General features: G+C 73.5%; 15 protein-coding genes and 1 tRNA gene. 12 read left to right on the forward strand and 4 right to left on the reverse strand.

Annotated elements, in window-relative coordinates:
• Positions 1 to 754: 754 nt before the first annotated feature.
• Positions 755 to 2,212: a glycosyltransferase family 2 protein gene (locus ABD879_RS17205; protein ID WP_345022445.1), complete on the forward strand. Its 1,458-nt coding sequence runs from the start codon at positions 755 to 757 to the stop codon at positions 2,210 to 2,212.
• A gap of 312 nt (positions 2,213 to 2,524) precedes the next feature.
• A complete protein-coding gene (locus ABD879_RS17210; RefSeq protein WP_345022446.1) occupies positions 2,525 to 4,318 on the forward strand; it encodes a hypothetical protein in 1,794 nt (597 codons plus the stop codon).
• Positions 4,319 to 4,346: 28 nt separating this feature from the next.
• Here ABD879_RS17210 and ABD879_RS17215 read toward each other — a convergent pair whose 3' ends face one another.
• On the reverse strand, positions 4,347 to 5,948 hold the full coding sequence (locus tag ABD879_RS17215) for an ArnT family glycosyltransferase (RefSeq protein WP_345022447.1): 1,602 nt from the start codon (positions 5,946 to 5,948) through the stop codon (positions 4,347 to 4,349).
• Positions 5,949 to 6,142: 194 nt separating this feature from the next.
• Here ABD879_RS17215 and ABD879_RS17220 point away from each other — a divergent pair, with 194 nt between their 5' ends.
• The 7 genes from ABD879_RS17220 to ABD879_RS17250 all read left to right on the forward strand — a co-directional run bounded on the left by ABD879_RS17220 (position 6,143) and on the right by ABD879_RS17250 (position 13,053).
• The gene (locus ABD879_RS17220) at positions 6,143 to 6,973 is read left to right on the forward strand and encodes a TatD family hydrolase (protein ID WP_345022448.1); all 831 of its coding nucleotides are present in this window, start codon (positions 6,143 to 6,145) and stop codon (positions 6,971 to 6,973) included.
• Between the two features lie 213 nt (positions 6,974 to 7,186).
• Positions 7,187 to 7,990 carry a resuscitation-promoting factor gene (locus ABD879_RS17225; RefSeq protein WP_345022449.1) on the forward strand — a complete coding sequence of 268 codons (804 nt, stop codon included), beginning with the start codon at positions 7,187 to 7,189 and terminating at the stop codon, positions 7,988 to 7,990.
• A gap of 75 nt (positions 7,991 to 8,065) precedes the next feature.
• A complete protein-coding gene (rsmA, locus tag ABD879_RS17230; protein WP_345022450.1) occupies positions 8,066 to 9,064 on the forward strand; it encodes a 16S rRNA (adenine(1518)-N(6)/adenine(1519)-N(6))-dimethyltransferase RsmA in 999 nt (332 codons plus the stop codon).
• Positions 8,979 to 10,010 carry a glycoside hydrolase family 26 protein gene (locus ABD879_RS17235; protein ID WP_345022451.1) on the forward strand — a complete coding sequence of 344 codons (1,032 nt, stop codon included), beginning with the start codon at positions 8,979 to 8,981 and terminating at the stop codon, positions 10,008 to 10,010. The genes rsmA and ABD879_RS17235 overlap by 86 nt, the downstream gene beginning before the upstream one ends.
• Before the next feature lie 76 nt (positions 10,011 to 10,086).
• A complete protein-coding gene (locus ABD879_RS17240) occupies positions 10,087 to 10,986 on the forward strand; it encodes a 4-(cytidine 5'-diphospho)-2-C-methyl-D-erythritol kinase (RefSeq protein WP_345022479.1) in 900 nt (299 codons plus the stop codon).
• 24 nt (positions 10,987 to 11,010) lie between these two features.
• A complete protein-coding gene (locus ABD879_RS17245) occupies positions 11,011 to 11,208 on the forward strand; it encodes a hypothetical protein (protein WP_345022452.1) in 198 nt (65 codons plus the stop codon).
• Positions 11,209 to 11,256: 48 nt separating this feature from the next.
• A complete protein-coding gene (locus ABD879_RS17250) occupies positions 11,257 to 13,053 on the forward strand; it encodes an ABC-F family ATP-binding cassette domain-containing protein (RefSeq protein ID WP_345022454.1) in 1,797 nt (598 codons plus the stop codon).
• 28 nt (positions 13,054 to 13,081) lie between these two features.
• Here ABD879_RS17250 and ABD879_RS17255 read toward each other — a convergent pair whose 3' ends face one another.
• On the reverse strand, positions 13,082 to 13,600 hold the full coding sequence (locus ABD879_RS17255) for a MarR family winged helix-turn-helix transcriptional regulator (protein WP_345022455.1): 519 nt from the start codon (positions 13,598 to 13,600) through the stop codon (positions 13,082 to 13,084).
• A gap of 75 nt (positions 13,601 to 13,675) precedes the next feature.
• Here ABD879_RS17255 and ABD879_RS17260 point away from each other — a divergent pair, with 75 nt between their 5' ends.
• The gene (locus ABD879_RS17260) at positions 13,676 to 14,479 is read left to right on the forward strand and encodes a trans-aconitate 2-methyltransferase (RefSeq protein ID WP_345022456.1); all 804 of its coding nucleotides are present in this window, start codon (positions 13,676 to 13,678) and stop codon (positions 14,477 to 14,479) included.
• 313 nt (positions 14,480 to 14,792) lie between these two features.
• Here ABD879_RS17260 and ABD879_RS17265 read toward each other — a convergent pair whose 3' ends face one another.
• On the reverse strand, positions 14,793 to 15,491 hold the full coding sequence (locus ABD879_RS17265; RefSeq protein ID WP_345022457.1) for a TetR/AcrR family transcriptional regulator: 699 nt from the start codon (positions 15,489 to 15,491) through the stop codon (positions 14,793 to 14,795).
• Between the two features lie 53 nt (positions 15,492 to 15,544).
• The gene (locus ABD879_RS17270; protein ID WP_345022458.1) at positions 15,545 to 16,504 is read right to left on the reverse strand and encodes an acyl-CoA desaturase; all 960 of its coding nucleotides are present in this window, start codon (positions 16,502 to 16,504) and stop codon (positions 15,545 to 15,547) included.
• A 485-nt stretch (positions 16,505 to 16,989) separates the two neighbouring features.
• On the opposite strand from ABD879_RS17270, the gene ABD879_RS17275 reads away from it, so the two are divergent.
• A tRNA-Gln gene (locus ABD879_RS17275) sits at positions 16,990 to 17,060 on the forward strand.
• Between the two features lie 257 nt (positions 17,061 to 17,317).
• The gene (gene glmU / locus ABD879_RS17280; protein ID WP_345022459.1) at positions 17,318 to 18,778 is read left to right on the forward strand and encodes a bifunctional UDP-N-acetylglucosamine diphosphorylase/glucosamine-1-phosphate N-acetyltransferase GlmU; all 1,461 of its coding nucleotides are present in this window, start codon (positions 17,318 to 17,320) and stop codon (positions 18,776 to 18,778) included.
• Positions 18,779 to 19,096 lie beyond the last annotated feature (318 nt).

Genomic DNA, 19,096 nt, shown 5'->3' on the forward strand with positions numbered 1-19,096 from the left:
AAGGAGTTGGTGAGTGATGTTGTCTTCCTAAGACCGCTTGGCCTCCGACTTCGCGCGGCCGCCTCGGCGGCGCGGCGGCCCGTCCGCAGCGCCCAGGGCCCGGCCTGCCGCCACGACAGCGCGCGCACCCGCCCGGCCAGGGCCCGCGGCCGGGACGTGGACGCGGGCGACGTGGACGCGGGCGACGTGGACGCGGGCGACGTGGACGCGGCCGACGTGGCAGTGGACGAGGATGAGGCGTCCGGCGGCTCCTCGCCATCGGACCCGGTGCGCCGCGTCGTGCTCCGCGGCGTCTTCGGCGCGGCCGTCACTCGCCGGCTCCGGAGCCGTCCGGGCGCGCCCCCGCAAGCGCCGCCGCCCCTTCGGACCGCGTGGTCTCCGCGTCCTGTCCGAGCATCGTGCCCCGCGCCGCGATTCCCGCCACGGCCGCACCTCCCACTCGTTGTCCGTCGCCGGTTCCCCGTTCGGCGGCACACCCTCGCCGCGTCATCGAGCCGTGCCGCGGCACGGCCGACCCGCCCCCGCCGGACCGCGGTGCCCGTATGCTTGTCCCCCCTAGCCTGCCGCCCGCGGCCGTGACGGAGCGGGTGTTCGGGTAGCAAGTGCGCAACACGATACGGGCGCTCTTGGCGGGAGCGGCGCGCAACGCCCCTCCCGGGCAGGCATCATTGCGTACGACAGGCCGCCCGGCGGGACATGACGAGATTAGTGGAAAATACCGCAGACGGTCACCAGGGGTAACGAAGGAGATCGTGTGGAACTCTCCGTAGTGATGCCGTGCCTCAACGAGGCCGAGACGGTGGAGACCTGCGTCCGCAAGGCGGTCGGGTTCTTCGAGGAGCACGGCATCGACGGCGAGGTCGTCGTCGCCGACAACGGCAGCACCGACGGCAGCCAGCAGCTCGCCCGCGACGCCGGGGCCCGGGTGGTGCCCGTCATCGACAAGGGGTACGGCAACGCCCTGATGGGCGGCATCCGCGCGGCCCGCGGCAAGTACGTGGTCATGGGCGACGCCGACGACTCCTACGACTTCACCTCGCTGCTGCCGTTCCTGGAGGAGCTGCGGGACGGCGCCGACCTGGTCATGGGCAACCGCTTCAAGGGCGGCATCGCCCCGGGCGCCATGCCCCCGCTGCACCGGTACCTGGGCAACCCGGTGCTCAGCTTCATCGGCCGGCTGTTCTTCGGCAGCAAGATCGGCGACTTCCACTGCGGGCTGCGCGCCTTCAACAAAGAGTCGATCATGCGGCTCGGCCTGCAGACCGGGGGCATGGAGTTCGCCAGCGAGATGGTGGTGAAGGCCACGCTGGCCAAGTACGACATCCGCGAGGTGCCCACCACGCTGTCGCCGGACGGGCGCTCGCGTCCGCCGCACCTGAACACCTGGCGGGACGGCTGGCGTCATCTGCGCTTCCTCCTGCTCTACAGCCCGCGCTGGCTGTTCCTCATCCCCGGCCTGCTGTTTATGACGCTCGGGCTGGTCGCCGGGATCGCGCTGTCCTTCGGCCCGGTGACCGTGGGCGAGATCGCCTTCGACGTCGACACCCTGGTCGGCGCCTCGGCGGCCATGATCATCGGCTTCCAGTCGGTGATCTTCGCCCTGCTCACCAAGGTCTATGCGATGCAGGAGGGATTCCTACCGCACGATCCGCGGGTCAAGCGCGTCATCGACTGGTTGAGCCTGGAGCGCGGCCTGGTGCTCGGCGGGCTGCTGGCCCTGGCGGGCCTGGCCGGCCTGGTCGCCTCGCTGCTGCACTGGCGCGTCAACAACTTCGGCGAACTCAACCCGCGCGAGTCGCTGCGCATCGTCGTCCCGGCCGCCACCGCCCTGATGATGAGCCTGCAGGCGGTGTTCGCCGCGCTGTTCGTGAGCATCCTGCGCATCCGCCGCCGCCAGCACCCGCCGGTCGTGGACGTGGCCGAGGAGGCCGCGGGCGTGGTGGACGCCGCCGCCCACCGGGTGTCGCGCGAGGCCGCCGAGGCCGCCAAGGCGGACGAGGACGCCGCGCCCGCGAAGGCCGCCACCGGTGCCAAGGCCGCCAGGACCGCCAGGACCGCGAAGGTCGCGAAGTCGGCGAAGGGCGACAAGGCCGCGAAGTCCGCCGAGGCTCCCAAGCCCGCGGAAACCTACGGCGGCGGCAACGTCAAGATCGTCAACGTCAAGCCCAAGAAGGCGGACGACTCCGCCGGGGACGGGGACGCCGAGCGCTGACCCGATCCGGCCGGGGCGTTCCGCGCCCGGCCGCCCGATCGCGTCCCGCCCACCGCCGGACCGCCGAAAGCGCAACGTCATGTCATCCCGCGAACCCGTACGCACCCGCGCCGTGGCGCAGCGTGACCGGCATGTCGCGCGCCGCGCCGGACGCCGGGAGCGCCGCGCCGGACGCCGGGAGCGCCGCGCCGTATCCCGAGAACCGGCTGAGCGTTTTCTACCCTTGTACGCCTTGACTGCCGGATTGTGACAGGCTGACTCGGCGATGGATCTTCCACCCGTGGGGCCCGGCGACCGTCCCGGCGCGCCGTGATGGGCCCGCAGACGGCGACGCTTCCGGCCGCGCGCACCCCGGTCCGCTCCACCGGTCCCCGGGCCGTGCGGGCGGCGCGTCGGCTGCGCGGCTGGGGGGCGCTGCTCCTGCTCGGCTGGCTGGGGCAGGTCGCGGTGCGGCTGTGGCTCGCCTCGGGGCAGACCCTGCCGGTCGCCACCCCCGACGAGACCGGCTACCTGTTCGCCGCCCGGGTGCTGACCGGCGGCCCGGACGCCGACCTTTCCTGGAGCACGATCTACCGCGGCGGCTACCCGCTGCTGCTGATGCCGGCGTACTGGCTGGCCGACGAGCCGGTCTCGGTCTACCGCCTGTGCATCGGCATCAACGCGCTGATCAGCGCGGGCATGCTGCCGCTGGCCTTCGTCCTGCTGCGCCGCCTCGGGCTGTCGCGGCGCAGCTCGTACGCGCTGGCGCACGCCACCGCGCTGATCCCCGCCGTCGTGTTCTTCGCCGAGTTCGTGCTGACCGACGCGGTGCTGCCGGTGGTGGTGCTCGGCTGGCTGCTGCTCGCGCACTCGTGGCTGACCGCCGAGGCGTCCCCGGCGCGGACGACGCTGTACGGGGCGGCCGCGGGGCTGCTGGCCGCCTACGCCTACACGACCCACACGCGCGGCATCATCGTCCTGCTGGTGCACGCGGGCCTGGTCGGCCTGGTCGCCGTGTTGCGCTGGCGGCCCTGGCGCGCCACGGCCCTGGGCGCGCTGCCGCTCGCCGCCGCCACCGCGGCGGGGACGATGCTCAACGGCTACCTGCTGCCGCACATGTACCCCCACGGGGACAACAACCTTGAGGCCAACGTCGTGCAGCGGCTCACCACCCTCGACGGCTGGGGGTGGATGCTGTCGCTGGGCACGGGCCAGCTCTGGTACCAGATCGCGGTCACGGGCGGCCTGGCGGGCGTCGGCCTGGCGGTGACGGTGGCGGTGGCCGTCCGCCGGGGCACGCCGCCGCGGCTGCGCGCCCTGGCCCTGGCCCTGCTCGCGCTGCTGGCGGGCATCGCACTGGCCACGTCGGCGGCGCTGCCGGACGAGTACCGCGTGGGCAACTACGCCTACGGCCGCTACCTGGCGTGCGTGGTGCCGATCCTGTTCGCGGTGGGCGCGGCGTTCGTGCTGCGCGCGCCCCGCAGGGACGTGCTGGCCGCGGCGGGGGCGGCGGCCGGGCTGGCCCTGCTGACCGCCTGGGCCGTCCAGTGGTACGCGGGGGACCGGCTCACCACCTACGCCTTCACCCAGTACGACTTCCCCGAGCCGTCGTTCCTCACCTGGAACTGGAACGAGTTCCGGCTGTGGCCCGCCACGTTCGCCGGTCTGGCGCTGCTCGCCGTGGCGCTGCTGGCGGTCCAGGTGCCCAGGCACGGGTACCTGGCGCTGGCCGTGCTGTTCGTCGGCCTGCACCTGGCCATGAACGTCACCGCCACCTGGTACATCGCCCGGCCGCTGGTGCGCGACTACACGGCCATGACCGACGTGCGGCAGATCGCCGACCCGCGCGAGCAGCGCACCGTGGCGATCGACTGGTCGGTCGCCTGGAAGATCCGGCTGCCGCAGATGTACTGGGTGTGGTGGACCGAGGTGCGCGGCTTCGACGGCCTCAACCAGGCGCCGCCCACCGACGTGGACCTGGTGATCCTGGCCTGGGACAAGAGCACGTCGGCGTCCGCCACCTGGCGCACCGCGCCGCCCGGCTGGCGCGTCGTGGCCCGGCACCGCACCGCCGAGGGCGACTGGGTCGCCTGGCAGCGCCCCTCACCGGGCGCGGCCCAGAAGTGAACGGCCCGCGGGCGGAGCGGCCCGCGGGTCAGCCGTCGCGGCCGGAGTGGTCCCAGATCTCCAGCACGCCGTCGGACGAGCGCCACAGCAGCCGCCACCCGTTCTGCGGGCCCGGCCGGTACCCGGCGGCGATCTGCGACTCCATGCCGCGCCAGCGCGTGTAGAGCATGGGGGCCTGGTAGGCGCCCGCCGGCAGGGCCTGGGTGTAGTGCTCGAAGTCGCGGATCCGGCCGTGCCACCGCACGTCGCCCCACATGGTCCGGGTGTAGAACGTCATGGTCTGCGCCAGGCGCCGGTCGGCCCAGATCACCGGGATGTCGTCATGGTCGGCGAGCCAGCCCCGCAGCTCGTCCCAGGCGCGGTCGCGCGGCAGGTCGGGCACCGCCTGCACGGCCGTCACCGCGTACGCGGCCGCCAGCACGGCCGCGGCGGCGCCGCCCGCCGCCCGGAACCGGGCGGCCGCCGCGGGCAGCCGCCGCGCCAGCAGGATGAGCGCGCCGAACCCGCCCGCCAGCAGGGCGGGCAGCACCGAGAACCAGTAGCGCACCAGCCAGCCCCGCAGCGAGATGTCGTGCGGGTCGATCACCCCGGACAGCAGCGTGATCGGCACGCACAGGGCCAGGAACCACACCAGCACCAGCGCCAGCCGCCGGTCCCGGGTCACCGCCCAGCCCACCACGGTCAGGCCGAGCGCCACCAGGAAGACGACGCCGAGCCAGTGCCAGTCCTCCATGGCGCGGGGGAACGAGCCCGCCGCCCAGAGCCGCGTCACCGGCTCGTTGGGCTCCCCGCCGTGCCCGGCCGCCGACCGCAGCCCCGCCATCGGGGTGCCCCACACCAGCGCGTTGTGCACCAGGTTGAACGCCAGGACCGCCACCATCGGCGCGCCCACCACGATGTTGCGGCGCCACGGGATCCGCAGCAGCCACAGGTACAGCGGGATGGGCAGGAACAGGAACGCCAGGAACTCGCGGACCAGGTACGAGGACCCCAGGAAGAACCCCGCGGCCAGCAGCAGCCGGGTCTGCGCCCGCCCCGTCCGGCGGCTCGCCGTGACCAGCGCGGCCATCCCGATCGCGAACAGCCCGGCCCCGGGCATGTCCGGCAGCATCACCCCGGTCGACCAGGTGATCTCGTGGCCGAACGGGTTGGTGATCGTGAAGAACGGGTGGACGATCATCAGCAGCGCGGCCGCCACTCCGGCCGCGTCGCCGAACAGCGACCGCACCACCAGGTAGCAGCCGACGAAGAACAGGCAGCCGCCCGCCGCCGCGACCGTGAAGTAGGCCGCCTGCCCCTGCCCCAGCACCTCCATGACCAGCCGGGCGGGCAGCACCAGCCCGATCCGCGTCACCTGGTGCGGGACCTCGCTGAACGGCCACTGGTCCAGCGGGATGTCCGGCCAGTGCCGGGCCGCCTCCCACACGTAGTACGGATCGAAGTACAGCGGCGGCACCATCAGCACCCACTGCGCCAGCACCGCGCACGCCGCCACGAACAGCGACAGCAGCACCGCGCGGCGCCGCGAGGAGACCCGCCGCGGCCACGCAAGCGGCCGCCGCCGTCCGCGTGACCGCCCCTTTGACGCGCTCGTCGGGGCGGCCGTCTCACGCATCGTGGTCTCGGTCATCTGGCTGCTGCTCTCCGCGTCCGGGTCCGGGCCTCCCGCAGGTTATCGGCTGAACCCGGAGCGGCATGGCGAACCGGGCCCAAAGCGCCGTCCAACACCGCGTCGCCGGGGTCGAGAGCGCCCGGCCGGGCCCGTAGTCTTGATTGCGTGGCCTCGTCCCCTTCGGCGAGGAACGGTGCGATGGAAGGTGGGCAGTGAGCGAATCCGGCAGCTCCAACGGCTACGCGGCCGAGCGGTTCCCCCCGCTTCCCGACCCGCTGCCGGTGCACGTCTTCGACAGCCACTGCCACCTGGACATGCTCGATGTCCCGGTGGAGGAGGCGCTGGCCGCGGCCAAGGCGGTGGGCGTCACCCGGATCGTCACCATCGGCTGCGACCTGGCGTCCTCGCGCTTCGCCGCCGACGCCGCCGCCGAGCACGACGACGTGTACGCGGGCGTGGCGATCCACCCGAACGAGACCACGGGCATCAGCGACGCGGTGCTCGACGACGTCGCCAAGCTGGCCGCGCTGCCCCGGGTGCGGGCGGTGGGGGAGACCGGCCTGGACTACTACCGCGACTGGGCCCCCAAGGACGACCAGCACCGCTCGTTCCGCGGGCACATCGACATCGCCAAGCGCACCGGCAAGGCCCTGGTGATCCACGACCGCGAGGCCCACGACGACGTGCTGCGCATCCTGCGCGAGGAGGGCGCCCCCGACAAGGTGGTGTTCCACTGCTTCTCCGGGGACGCCGCCATGGCCAAGGAGTGCGCCGACCGCGGCTACGTGATGAGCTTCGCCGGCAACGTGACGTTCAAGAACGCCGAGCCGCTGCGCGAGGCCCTGCGGGCGGCCCCGGCGGACCTGCTGCTGGTGGAGACCGACGCGCCGTTCCTGACGCCCGTCCCGCACCGCGGCAAGCCGAACTCCTCGTACCTGATCCCGCACACCGTCCGCTTCATGGCCGAGGTCAAGGGCGTGGACGTGGACGAGCTGTGCGCCGCGATCGCCGCCACCGGGGAGCGCGTCTTCGGCCCCTGGTGATCCGCCCCCGGTCTGCGGGCGGCAACCTTTTCCTCGTCCTGTGTGCTCGATCCTCCGGCTTCCGGGCGCCGCCTGACGGGTCGTCCGCTATGTCATTCGCCGTCACATCTGCCGTTGTGGTGGCGGAGGGTGGTCGGGTGGCTCTAATGTGCTGCGCCGTCGGCCGAGCCCTTTGTATGCCTCGGCGCCCCCTTGGCGTAGCTGGAGGATTAGGTGCGTCGTTCCCCCCGTACCTCGGCGTTCTGCGTGCTCCTGACGGTTCCCCTCGCCCTGGCGGCCGGTTGCGGCGGTGACGGCAAGCCCGCGCCGCGCAACACCGCCGCCGTCGCGGACGCGCCGCGCACCAGCGCCCCGCCCGCGCGCAAGGTCGTGATCGTGGTGGACGGCAAGAAGACCACGGCCATGACGACCGGGACGACCGTCGACCAGGTGCTCGCCGAGGCCAAGATCACGCTCGGCCCCTACGACCTGGTGGCGCCGCCCCGAACCGCCCGGGCCGGCGACACCATCAAGATCAGGCGGCTGCTGTCCAAGCCGGTGACCACGACGGTCAAGGTGCCCGCCCCGGTGGTCCGCAAGAAGTCGTCGTCGCTGCCGCCGTTCAGCGAGAAGGTGCTGCGCAAGGGCCAGGACGGGCTGAAGGTCGTGCAGACCGCCTACGTCAAGCGGCGCGGCAAGAAGGTCAAGGTCGTGCTGGCGCAGAAGGTCAAGCGCAAGCCGGTGGCGCAGATCATCGGGATCGGCCCCAAGCCCAGCGGCGCCGGCGCGGCCTCCCGGCTGAACTGGGCGGCGCTCGCCAAGTGCGAGTCCGGCGGCAACCCCAAGGCCGTCAACCCGGCCGGGTACTACGGGCTGTACCAGTTCTCGCTCCAGACGTGGGCGTCGGTCGGCGGCACCGGCAAGCCCAGCGACGCCAGCGCCGCCGAGCAGACCTACCGCGCCCAGCTGCTCTACAACAAGGTGAACGGCCGCTGGCAGGGGCAGTGGCCCAACTGCGGAAGCCGCCTGTTCTCCTGATCCCCGGGCGCTCGGCGGACGGCCGCGGCCACGTGGGTGGCGTGAGCTGCCGTGAACCACTGGGACACTGGACGGGTGGGGGACTGCGAAGCGCTGCTGGGCCCGGCGGACATACGCGAGCTGGCCGGACGGCTCGGCGTGCGGCCGACCAAGACGCTCGGGCAGAACTTCGTCGTCGACGGCAACACGGTGCGGCGGATCGTCCGCGCCGCCGAGGTGGCGTCCGACGACGTGGTGATCGAGGTGGGGCCGGGGCTGGGGTCGCTGACGCTGGCGCTGCTGCCGGCGGTGCGCCGGGTCGTGGCCGTGGAGATCGACCCGGTGCTGGCCGAGGCGCTGCCCGGCACGGTCGCCGAGCGCGCGCCCGGCCTGGCCGACCGGCTGGAGGTCGTCAACGCCGACGCGCTGCGGCTGACCCGCCCGCCGGGGCCCGAGCCGACCGCGCTGGTCGCCAACCTGCCCTACAACGTGGCCGTGCCCGTGGTGCTGCACCTGCTGGCCGCGCTGCCGTCGCTGCGGCGCGCGCTGGTGATGGTGCAGGCCGAGGTCGCCGACCGGATGACGGCGGCGCCGGGCGGCAAGATCTACGGCGTGCCGTCGGTGAAGCTGGCCTGGTTCGGGGAGGCGCGCCGCGCCGGACCGGTGGGCCGCACGGTGTTCTGGCCGGTGCCGAACGTCGACTCGGGCCTGGTGGCGTTCGAGCGCCGCGACCCGCCGCCCACCACCGCCACCCGCGAGGAGGTCTTCGCGGTGATCGACGCGGCCTTCGCGCAGCGCCGCAAGACGCTGCGGGCCGCGCTTTCCGGCTGGGCCGGAAGCCCCGACGCGGCCGAACGGGCGCTGCGCGCGGCGGGCGTCGACCCGCGAACCCGGGGCGAAGCTCTGGACGTGGCCGCCTTCGCCCGCATTGCCCAGTATGGTCCTGGAGGCGGACCGGAACCGGCGGGCGACCGGACGACCGGGCGTAACCGGAATGAGGCGGAGGAACATGTTCAAGGCGCGTTCGCGGGCGGCGCGGGCCCTGGCGCCCGCGGCGGCTCTGGCCGTGACGGCGGTCGCGGCCGGGTGCGATAGCAGCGGCGCGGTCGCCACACCCAAGATCAGCACCACCGCCCGGGCGGGCGTCGCCCCCACGCCGCCCGGCAAGGGCGCCTACTTCGGCGCGTGGGTGCCCGCCGAGCAGGGCGGCGACGCCGAGGACGCGCCGGGCGGCCCCGGCATGGCGGCGGTCACCGGGTTCGAGCGCGGGCTCGGCCGGAGCCTGGACATCGTGCAGACCTTCCACGGCTGGAAGTCGCAGTTCCCCGACAAGACCGACACCGCCGTCGCGCAGAGCTCCCGCTACCTGCTGCTCACCTGGTCCGGCACCGACACCCGGGAGATCGTCCGCGGCGAGCACGACGCGCTGATCCGGGAGCGGGCGCGCGCCGTCAAGGCCCTCGGCAAGCCGGTGTTCCTGCGCTGGCAGCGCGACATGGACAAGGACGGCCTGCAGGCCAAGGTGCACTCGGCGGGCGACTACGTGGCCGCCTGGAAGCACATCCGCGCGCTGTTCGCCCAGGAGAAGGTCGCCAACGTGGCGTGGGTGTGGTGCCCCACCGCCGGCGGGTTCGCCTCCGGCAAGGCCGAGCCGTTCTACCCCGGCGACGACCAGGTGGACTGGATCTGCGCCGACGTCTACCCGGGCGCCGACTACGAGTACCGCGACCTGTCCGAGCCGATCCGCGGCTTCCTGGAGTGGGCCGGCGGACGGGCCAAGCCGATCATGGTGGCCGAGTTCGGGGTGCCGCGCTCCTACGGCGAGCGGCGCGCCGAATGGCTGCGCAAGGCCGCCCAGACGCTGCAGCACCCGCAGGTCAAGGCCGTGGTGTACTTCAACTCCAACGAGAACGCCACCGATCCGCGCGACGAGCGCCGCAAGTACTCGGTGACCGGCGACCGGCACGCCGTCTCGGCGCTGCGCGAGTTCGCCACCGTCCCGTACTTCAACCCGCGCAACCTGCCGGTCAGCGGCGGCTGAGGGGGTGCGGCACGGTGTTTGCGGCGCGGGCCCTCCGGCGTCGGGTCTGGCATAGGGTTGTCGTTCCGTGACCGCCATTACCGTTCGGGCGCCCGCCAAGGTCAACGTCCGGCTCAGCGTCGGCCCGCCGCGCGAGGACGGCTACCACGACCTGGTGAACGTCTTCCACGCCGTGTCCCTGTTCGACGAGGTGACCGCCGAGCCCGCCGACCGGCTGCGGATCGAGGTGCGGGCCGCGCCCGGGTCGCCGGTGCCGGTCGCGGACGTCCCGGTCGACGACGGCAACCTGGCGGCGCGGGCGGCGCGGCTGGTCGCCGCGCGGCTCGGCGTCGAACCCCGCGTGGCGCTGCGCATCCGCAAGGCGATCCCCGTGGCGGGCGGCATGGCGGGCGGCAGCGCCGACGCCGCCGCCGCGCTGCTGGCGTGCGCCCGGCTGTGGGACGAGGGCGGCCGGCTCGACCTGATGGAACTGGCCGCGGGCCTCGGCAGCGACGTGCCGTTCGCGCTGCTGGGCGGCACGGCCGTGGGCCTGGGCCGCGGCGAGCGGCTGACCCCGCTGCCCACCGGCGGCACCTTCCACTGGGTGTTCGCGACCGCCCACGGCGGCCTGTCCACGCCCGCCGTCTACGCCGAGTGCGACCGGCTGCGCGAAGGGCGCGACGTCCCGCCGCCCGAGGCGTCCGACGCGCTCGCCGCCGCCCTGGCCTCGGGCGACGCCAAGGAGCTCGGCGCGGCCCTGCACAACGACCTGCAGCCGGCCGCGCTGTCGCTGAAGCCGGAGCTGCGCCGCACCCTCGACGCCGGCCTGGAACTCGGCGCCCTGGGCGCGCTGGTCTCCGGCTCGGGCCCCACGTGCGCCTTTCTCGCCGAGACCGGCGCCCACGCCGCCGACCTGGCCGCGGCCCTGGCGGAGAAGGGCGTCGCCGCCTCCCTGCTGTGCGCTCACGGCCCCGTTCCCGGCGCCACCGTCGTCTAGTCCGTCCTCACCTGGGAGCCCGGCATGGTCTCTTCCCTCCTCCTGGTCCTGTTCGTGCTCCTGGGCGTGGTCGTGCTGGCGGCGCTCGTGGTGGTGGTCGCCGTCATGGTCAGGAAGAGCGACGCGCCGGCGCCCTACCCGCCCGCCCAGCAGCCCCCGTACGGCCAGGGGCCGCAGCAGTACGGGCAGGCGCCTTATGGGCAGGGGCCGTTCGGCGGCTGACGCCGTGCGAGCCGCGCACCTGGCGGGATCGGTAGCCTTGAGGACGTCGTGAATCTGATCAATCTGGAGAACGTCGGCAAGGCCTACGGGCCGGTCCCGCTGCTGGAGTCGGTGTCGCTCGGCCTCGACGACGGCGACCGCGTCGGCGTCGTGGGACGCAACGGCGGCGGCAAGAGCACCCTGGTGTCGATCATCGCCCGGCGGATCGAGCCGGACGAGGGCCGCGTCACCCACGCGCGCGGGCTGCGGCTCGGATACCTGACCCAGCGGGACGAGTTCCCCGAGGGGGCGACCGTGCGGTCGCTGGTGCTCGGCGACCGCGCCGAGCACGAGTGGGCGGGCGACACCCGCGTCCGCGACGTGCTCGCCGGCCTGCTGGCCGATCTGGACCTGGACGCGCCCGTCGCCGGGATGTCCGGCGGCGAGCGGCGCCGCGTCGCGCTGGCCCGGCTGCTGGTCCCCGAGCACGACCTGCTGGTGCTGGACGAGCCCACCAACCACCTCGACATCGAGGCCATCGACTGGCTGGCCCGGCACCTGAGGGCCCGCGGCACGGCGCTGCTGGTCGTCACGCACGACCGGTGGTTCCTGGACGAGGTCACCGACCGCACCTGGGAGGTCGTCGGCGGCCGCGTCGAACGCTACGACGGCGGCTACTCGGCGTACGTGCTGGCCAAGGCCGAGCGGGCGCGCATCGCGGCGGCCGCCGAGGCCAAGCGGCGGAACCTGCTGCGCAAGGAGCTGGCCTGGCTGCGCCGCGGCCCCCAGGCCCGCACGTCCAAGCCCAAGTTCCGGGTGGAGGCGGCGCAGGCGCTGATCGCCGACGAGCCGCCGCCGCGCGACACCGTGGAGCTGACCCGGTTCGCCACCGCGCGGCTCGGCAAGACCGTCATCGACGTGGAGGACGCCACCGTCACGGTCGGCGGCACGGACCTGTTCGAGCGCCTGACCTGGCGGCTGGGCCCCGGCGAGCGGGTGGGGCTGGTCGGCGTCAACGGCAGCGGCAAGAGCACGCTGCTGCGGCTGCTGGACGGCGGCGTCACCCCGGCGGCGGGGCGGGTCGTGCGCGGCAAGACCGTCCGCCTGGCGCACCTGTCGCAGAACCTGGCGGAGCTCGACCCGGGCCGCCGGGTGCTGGAGTCGGTCGAGGAGATCAGGCGGCGCATCACCGTCGGCAAGCGCGAGTGGACCGCGAGCCAGCTGCTGGAGCGGCTGGGCTTTCGGGGTGAGCGGCAGTGGACGCCGGTCGGCGACCTGTCCGGCGGCGAGCGGCGCCGGCTGCAGCTGCTGCGGCTGCTGATGGACGAGCCGAACGTCCTGCTGCTCGACGAGCCCACCAACGACCTGGACATCGAGACGCTCAACGAGGTCGAGGACCTGCTCGACGGCTGGCCCGGCACCCTCGTCGTCGTCAGCCACGACCGCTACTTCCTGGAGCGCGTCACCGACCGCGTCATGGCGCTGCTGGGCGACGGCAGGCTGTCGCTGCTGCCCGGCGGGGTGGACGAGTACCTGGACCGCCGGCGCCGCGGCGCGGCCCCCACCCGCACGTCGGCCGCCCGCACCGGCGGGGCGCCCGCCGCCAGGGCGTCCAAGGAGGCCACGGCGCCCGAGGCCAAGCCGAAGAGCTCCGCCCAGGCGTGGCGGGCCCGCAAGGAGCTCGACCGGCTCGAACGGCGGCTCGACAAGCTCGCCGCACGCCAGGCGGAACTGCACGAGCTGCTCGCCGCGCACGCCACCGACTACGAGCGCCTCCAGGAGCTGGACGCCGAGCTGAAGGCCGTCCAGGCCGAGGCCGCGCAGGTCGAGGAGCAGTGGCTGATGCTCGCCGAGGAGGCCGGCTGAGCGGCCGGCCGAGCGGCCGGCCGAGCCGTCACGCCGGGTTCCGCGGCGCGGCTTCGGCGTCGGCGTCGAACGGGATCAGCAGGGTGCGCAGCAGCCCGGCCAGCGCGTCGCGCTGCTCGGGGGTGAGCGACTCCAGGATGGCGTGCTCGCGGTCCAGCAGGTCGGCGAACGCCGCGTCCACCCGGGCCCGGCCGGCCGCGGTGAGCCGCACCAGCACGCCGCGCTTGTCCTGCGGGTCGGGATGCCGCTCGACCAGCCCGGCGGCGGCCAGCCGGTCGATCCGGTTGGTCATGGTGCCCGAGGTGACCAGCGTGGCGCGCAGCAGGCGGCCCGGGCTGAGCTGGTAGGGGGCGCCCGCCCGGCGCAGCGCGGTGAGCACGTCGAACTCCCAGGGCTCCAGCCGGTGGGCGGCGAACACGGCGCGCCGGGCACGGTCCAGATGGCGCGCCAGCCGGGACACGCGGCTGAGGACGTGCAGCGGCCGCACGTCGAGATCGGGCCGCTCGGCGTGCCACGCCTCGACCAGCCGGTCGACCTCATCCTGCATGCGCACAGCCTACTCGTCTTGATATCGAGACGACTTTCTTGACATCAAGATATGAGCCGGGCATGATGTATCTCGATGTCGAGACAAGCAGGGGCCGCCGTGTGGGATCCGGCGCAGTACGGGGCGTTCGCCGCCGAGCGCTCCCGTCCGTTCGCCGAGCTGCTCGCACGCGTCGATCTGGCCGCGCCGCGGCGCGTCGCCGACCTGGGCTGCGGCTCGGGCGAGCTGACCGCCGAGCTGGCCCGCCGCTGGCCCGAGGCGCGGATCGAGGCCTTCGACAGCTCCGCCGAGATGATCGCCGCGGCCCGCGCGCACGCGATCCCCGGGCGGCTCGACTTCTCCGTCGGGGACGTCGCGACGTGGCGGCCCGCCGAACCGGTCGACCTGATCGTCTCCAACGCCGTCCTGCACTGGGTGCCCGGTCATGAGGACCTGCTGGTCCGCTGGGCGACCGAGGCGCTCGCCCCGGGCGGTCGGCTGGCCTTCCAGGTCCCCGGCAACTTCGACGCGCCCAGCCACGTCCTGCTGCGCGAGCTGTGCGAGTCGCCGCGCTGGCGCCACCGCCTGGGCGGACTGGCCCGGCCGGCCCCGGTGCGCGACGCCGCCGGCTACCTCGACCTGCTGACCCGGCACGGCTGCGCGGTCGACGCCTGGGAGACCACCTACCTGCAGGTCCTGCACGGCGACGACCCGGTGCTCGAATGGGTCAAGGGCACCGCGCTGCGCCCCGTGCTCGCCGCGCTCGGGCCCGCCGAGGCGACCGAGTTCCTCGACGTCTACGGCGCGTGTCTGCGCGGCGCCTACCCGTCCACCCCGGCCGGGACGGTCTTCCCGTTCCGCCGGATCTTCGTCGTGGCGGCCGCCCGCGAGGGCCCCTAGAGCGTGGTGCCGCCCGCCGCGCGAGAAGCGAACCTTTCCCCTGGTGTGCCGGCTCGCGCGACGGGCGGCATCCAGGCGCGCCGCACCCGGCGCGCCGCCCAGACCCCGGACTCGCGATCCGAGCCCGGCGACCCCGGCCGGTGGCCGCACGAACGAACTTCACGCGGCCACCGGCTCAGTATGTCCGCGCCCGCCCGGCCTGCGGAACGGCAGGGCCGGTCCGGCGCCGCCCGCGCGGCGGGCGGAACGGATGCGCAAACGAAGGGCGGCCGGGGGAACACCGCCCCGGCCGCCCCGCGCCGCCGCGGCCGGCTCAGTGCTCCTCGGCGCGGCGGGCCTGCTTGCGCTGGGCCTTCTCGGCCTTGGCGGCGGCCTTCTCCGCCGCCTTCTCCATGCGCTCGCGTTCCTTGCGGCGGCGCTTGGGGTCCAGGGACGGGCGCGGCTCCAGGCTGGACAGGCCGTTCCACGCCAGGTTGACCAGATGCGCGGCGACCTCCTCGCGCTTGGGCTTGCGCACGTCCAGCCACCACTGCCCGATCAGCGCCACCATGCCGACCAGCATCTGCGCGTACATCGGCGCGTTCTTGTCGTCGTACCCGTGCCGGTCGAACTCACGGGCGAGGACGTACTCGACCTCGCCCGCGATCTCGCTCAGCAGGCTGGCGAAGCTGCCGGTCCCGGTGCCGCCGTGCGAGTCGCGCACCAGGATGCGGAACCCGTCGGGGTTCTCCTCGATGTAGGCCAGCAGCGCCAGCGCCGCCTTCTCCAGTTTGCTGCGGTAGTGGATGGCCGAGGTCAGCGCCTCGGTGATCAGGGCGAGGAGTTTCTCGAACTCCCGGTCCACCACCACCGCGTAGAGCCCTTCCTTCCCGCCGAAGTGCTCGTACACGACCGGCTTGGACACGCCCGCCGCGCCGGCGATCTCCTCGACCGAGGTGCCGTCCAGGCCGCGCTCGGCGAAGAGTGTGCGTCCAATGGTGAGCAGCTGCTCCCGTCGTTCCTTTCCGGTCATGCGCTTGCGTCTCGACCGGGGGGCAGGTTCAGTCACATCGCCAATTGTCTCGCTCAGGCGGCCTGCTTCGCGCGCTTGCGCTTGGCCGCCAGGCGCTCCTCGTTGGGCCAGCGGACGTCGTAGGTCCAGCCGGCCTTCTCGAACGCCCAGATGATCCGGGCGCTGATGTCGATCTGCCCCTTCAGCACGCCGTGCCGCGCGCAGGTGGGGTCGGAGTGGTGCAGGTTGTGCCACGACTCGCCCAGCGACGGGATGGCCAGCCACCATACGTTGCGGGACTTGTCGCGCACCTCGAAGTCCTCCTTGCCGAACACGTGGCAGATCGAGTTGACCGACCACGTGACGTGGTGGACCAGGGTGACGCGCACCAGCCCGGCCCAGAAGAACGCGGTCAGCGCGCCCTGCCAGGACATGGTGAGCAGGCCGCCGAGCGCGGCGGGCAGCAGCAGCGACACCGCGACCAGCGCCGGGAAGAACCGGTGCACCCGCATCACGTCGCGGTCGCGCAGCAGGTCCTTGGCGAACCGCTCCTTGGAGGTGCGGTTGCCGTCGAAGAGCCAGCCGTAGTGCGCCCAGGCCAGTCCCTTGGTCAGCGCCTTCCAGTCGTTGCCGAACCGCCACGGCGAGTGCGGGTCGGCCTCCTTGTCGGAGTGCTTGTGGTGGCGCCGGTGGTCGGCCACCCAGGTGATGACCGCGCCCTCCATGGCCAGGCTGCCGGCCACCCCGAGCGCGATCTTCAGCCAGCGGCGGGCCTTGAACGAGCCGTGGGTGAAGTAGCGGTGGTAGCCGACGGTGATGCCGGCGGCGGAGACCAGGTAGAAGACGACGGCCAGCACCACGTCCGTCCAGCCGAGGATGCGGTTCCAGGCCATGGGGACGGCGGCGAACAGGGCGAGGAACGGGACGCCGGTGAACACCGCGACGAGGACCCGTTCGAACATCCCCTGCGGCTCCGGCTCGATCTCGGGACGAGGCTCTCGGCGAGGGGGATCGAGGACGGGGGCTGAAGTCATGCGGTCACCACTTCCTGCGACTCGGAACCAACCGTACCTACGCCACCGTAACCTACGCTGCCGTAAGTTGGACAGGCCCGATTCGTAAAATCGGTGGGAATCTGTCCCAGCGGTCACAAAACTCACGCCGGTCGCACGGCCGCACACCGTCCGCAGCCTCCGCTCGGAGAACGGGCGTGGAGCGCTTGCGCAGCCCTCCCCGCACGAACGCGCGACACCGCCGCGAAGTTCGCCGCCCCGGCCTCCTTGCCGTGGCGGCCGTCTGTCACCTGTCTCACGTGCTCGTCTTCGGCCGCCCTAAACCACGATCAGCGCGTCACAAAGTGTTCACGCCGCGTGTCCGGGCGAGTCCGCGCGGACGGCGAAGATCCCCCCGAATGCCCCCCAGGGGCGGGGAAATAGAGGTGGGCCCCTGTGAAGGGAGTCGGTATCGTTAAGCCCGGCGAACCGGCGCCCCTTGTACGGGGCCGCCCGGGTTCGGCCGGTCCCGGGTCGTCTAGGGGCAGGACTACTGATTTTGGTTCAGTCAACGGAGGTTCGAATCCTCCCCCGGGAGCTCCATCGTCGTGACGCCGACGCGGCGGCGCACCGCACCCGTCCCGCCGGTCCCATGGCGCACCCTGCCTGGTAGCGGACCGGAAAGGACGTACCGCCCCCGGGGTGACAGAAGGCAGACGGGCGGTATCCTTCCGATGTCGGGTGAGCCGCGGCCTGCCGCCTGCCCCCCATTCGGGCAGGTCGCCAGCCTGTTGGACATCTCCATACGGTTGCGCCCGTGCCGAGTTCCCAACCGCGATGCCGAGGAGCCTCCCAGTGAGCGCTAGCCGCCCGGCTGCCGTCATCGTCCTCGCCGCGGGCGAGGGCACCCGGATGAAGTCCCGTACCGCGAAGGTCCTCCACGAACTGGGCGGGCGCACCATGCTCGGCCATGTGCTGGCCGCCGCGGAGGAGCTGGACCCCGAACGGCTGATCGTGGTCGTCGGGCACCGCCGGGAGCAGGTGCTCGCCCATCTGGAGCGCGACTGGCCCAAGGCCGAGGCGGTCGTCCAGGAGCGGCAGGGCGGCACCGGGCACGCGGTCCGCACCGTCCTGGAGCAGGTCGGCGAGCTGCGCGGCACCGTGGTCGTCACCAACGGCGACCACCCGCTGCTGCGCGGCGGCACGCTCGCCGCGATGGTGCGCACCCACGAGGACGAGGGCAACGCCGCCACCGTCCTGACCACCGAGATCCCCGACCCCGCCGGCTACGGGCGCATCCTGCGCGCGGCCGACGGCTCGGTCGCCGCGATCGTCGAGCACAAGGACGCCACCGACGAGCAGCGCGCCATCCGCGAGGTCAACGTCGGCATGTACGCCTTCGACGGGACGCTGCTGGGCGCCGCGCTCAAGCGGGTCACCACCGACAACGCCGGCGGCGAGGAGTACCTGACCGACGTGGTGGAGATCCTGCGCGGCGACGGCCACCGCGCCGGGGCGCACCTGGCCCCCGACTGGGTGGAGACGCAGGGCGTCAACGACCGCGTCCAGCTCGCGCAGGCGCGGCGGCAGCTCAACGACCGGCTGCTGGAGGCGCACATGCGGGCCGGGGTCACCGTCGTCGACCCGGCCACCACGTGGATCGACGTGGACGTGACCATCGAGCGGGACGTCGAGATCCTGCCGGGCACCCAGCTGCACGGCCGCACCCACCTCGCCGAGGGCGCGCGGGTCGGCCCCGGCTGCACGCTCACCGACACCCGGGTCGGCGCGGACGCCACCGTGGTCAACGCGGTGTGCGTCGAGGCCGAGATCGGCCCGCAGGCGTCGGTCGGCCCCTACGCCTACCTGCGGCCCGGCACGCGGCTGGCCCGCAAGGCCAAGGCCGGCACCTACGTCGAGATGAAGAACGCCCAGGTCGGCGAGGGGTCGAAGGTGCCGCACCTGACCTATGTCGGCGACGCCGAGATCGGGCAGGGCAGCAACATCGGCGCCAGCACCGTGTTCGTCAACTACGACGGCGTCAGCAAGCACCGCACCGTGGTCGGCGACCACGCCCGGGTCGGCAGCGACACCATGCTCGTCGCGCCGGTCACCGTCGGGGACGGCGCGTACACCGCGGCCGGCTCGGTGATCGTGCAGGACGTGCCGCCGGGGGCGATGGCGGTCGCCCGCGGGCGGCAGCGCAACGTCGAGGGCTGGGTGGAGCGCCGCCGCGCGGGCACGCCCGCCGCGGAGGCGGCCCGCCGCGCCAGGGAACGGGCCGCCGTCGACGAGGACGGCCGCGACGCCCGCTGACGGCCGCCTGGCCGAAACGAGGGCCGTGAGTCCGGGTGATGGCCGACAGGCCCGATGACAGCCGCCGTCCGGTGCCGTCCGGGCGGCGGGCGGGCGGGGCGTGCGCGCCCCGCCGACGGCAGCGTCCGCCGGCCGACGAAGAGGTCCGTCGGCGGAGCGCGGGCGCGGGCAGCCGCGCGTCCGCGTGCGACGGCTCATCGGCCGGGTTCCTCCGGTCGGCGGGCGGGTGGGGGTCCTCCCCACGCACAACGACATCAGAATCCCTGCGAAACCGCCGAACGGCTTCTTTCGGCGTGCGTGGAGTGGGGACAACACCCA

This window comes from Actinomadura keratinilytica (assembly GCF_039539665.1).
Taxonomy (GTDB): Bacteria; Actinomycetota; Actinomycetes; order Streptosporangiales; family Streptosporangiaceae; genus Spirillospora; species Spirillospora keratinilytica.

Excerpts from the sequence above, each read along its gene's own strand:
- ABD879_RS17210 (WP_345022446.1), top strand. The coding sequence starts at position 2,525 with ATGGGCCCGCAGACGGCGACGCTTCCGGCCGCGCGCACCCCGGTCCGC.
- ABD879_RS17215 (WP_345022447.1), bottom strand. The coding sequence starts at position 5,948 with ATGACCGAGACCACGATGCGTGAGACGGCCGCCCCGACGAGCGCGTCA.
- ABD879_RS17235 (WP_345022451.1), top strand. The coding sequence starts at position 8,979 with ATGTTCAAGGCGCGTTCGCGGGCGGCGCGGGCCCTGGCGCCCGCGGCG.
- ABD879_RS17245 (WP_345022452.1), top strand. The coding sequence starts at position 11,011 with ATGGTCTCTTCCCTCCTCCTGGTCCTGTTCGTGCTCCTGGGCGTGGTC.
- ABD879_RS17255 (WP_345022455.1), bottom strand. The coding sequence starts at position 13,600 with ATGCAGGATGAGGTCGACCGGCTGGTCGAGGCGTGGCACGCCGAGCGG.
- ABD879_RS17260 (WP_345022456.1), top strand. The coding sequence starts at position 13,676 with ATGTCGAGACAAGCAGGGGCCGCCGTGTGGGATCCGGCGCAGTACGGG.
- ABD879_RS17265 (WP_345022457.1), bottom strand. The coding sequence starts at position 15,491 with ATGACCGGAAAGGAACGACGGGAGCAGCTGCTCACCATTGGACGCACA.
- ABD879_RS17270 (WP_345022458.1), bottom strand. The coding sequence starts at position 16,504 with ATGACTTCAGCCCCCGTCCTCGATCCCCCTCGCCGAGAGCCTCGTCCC.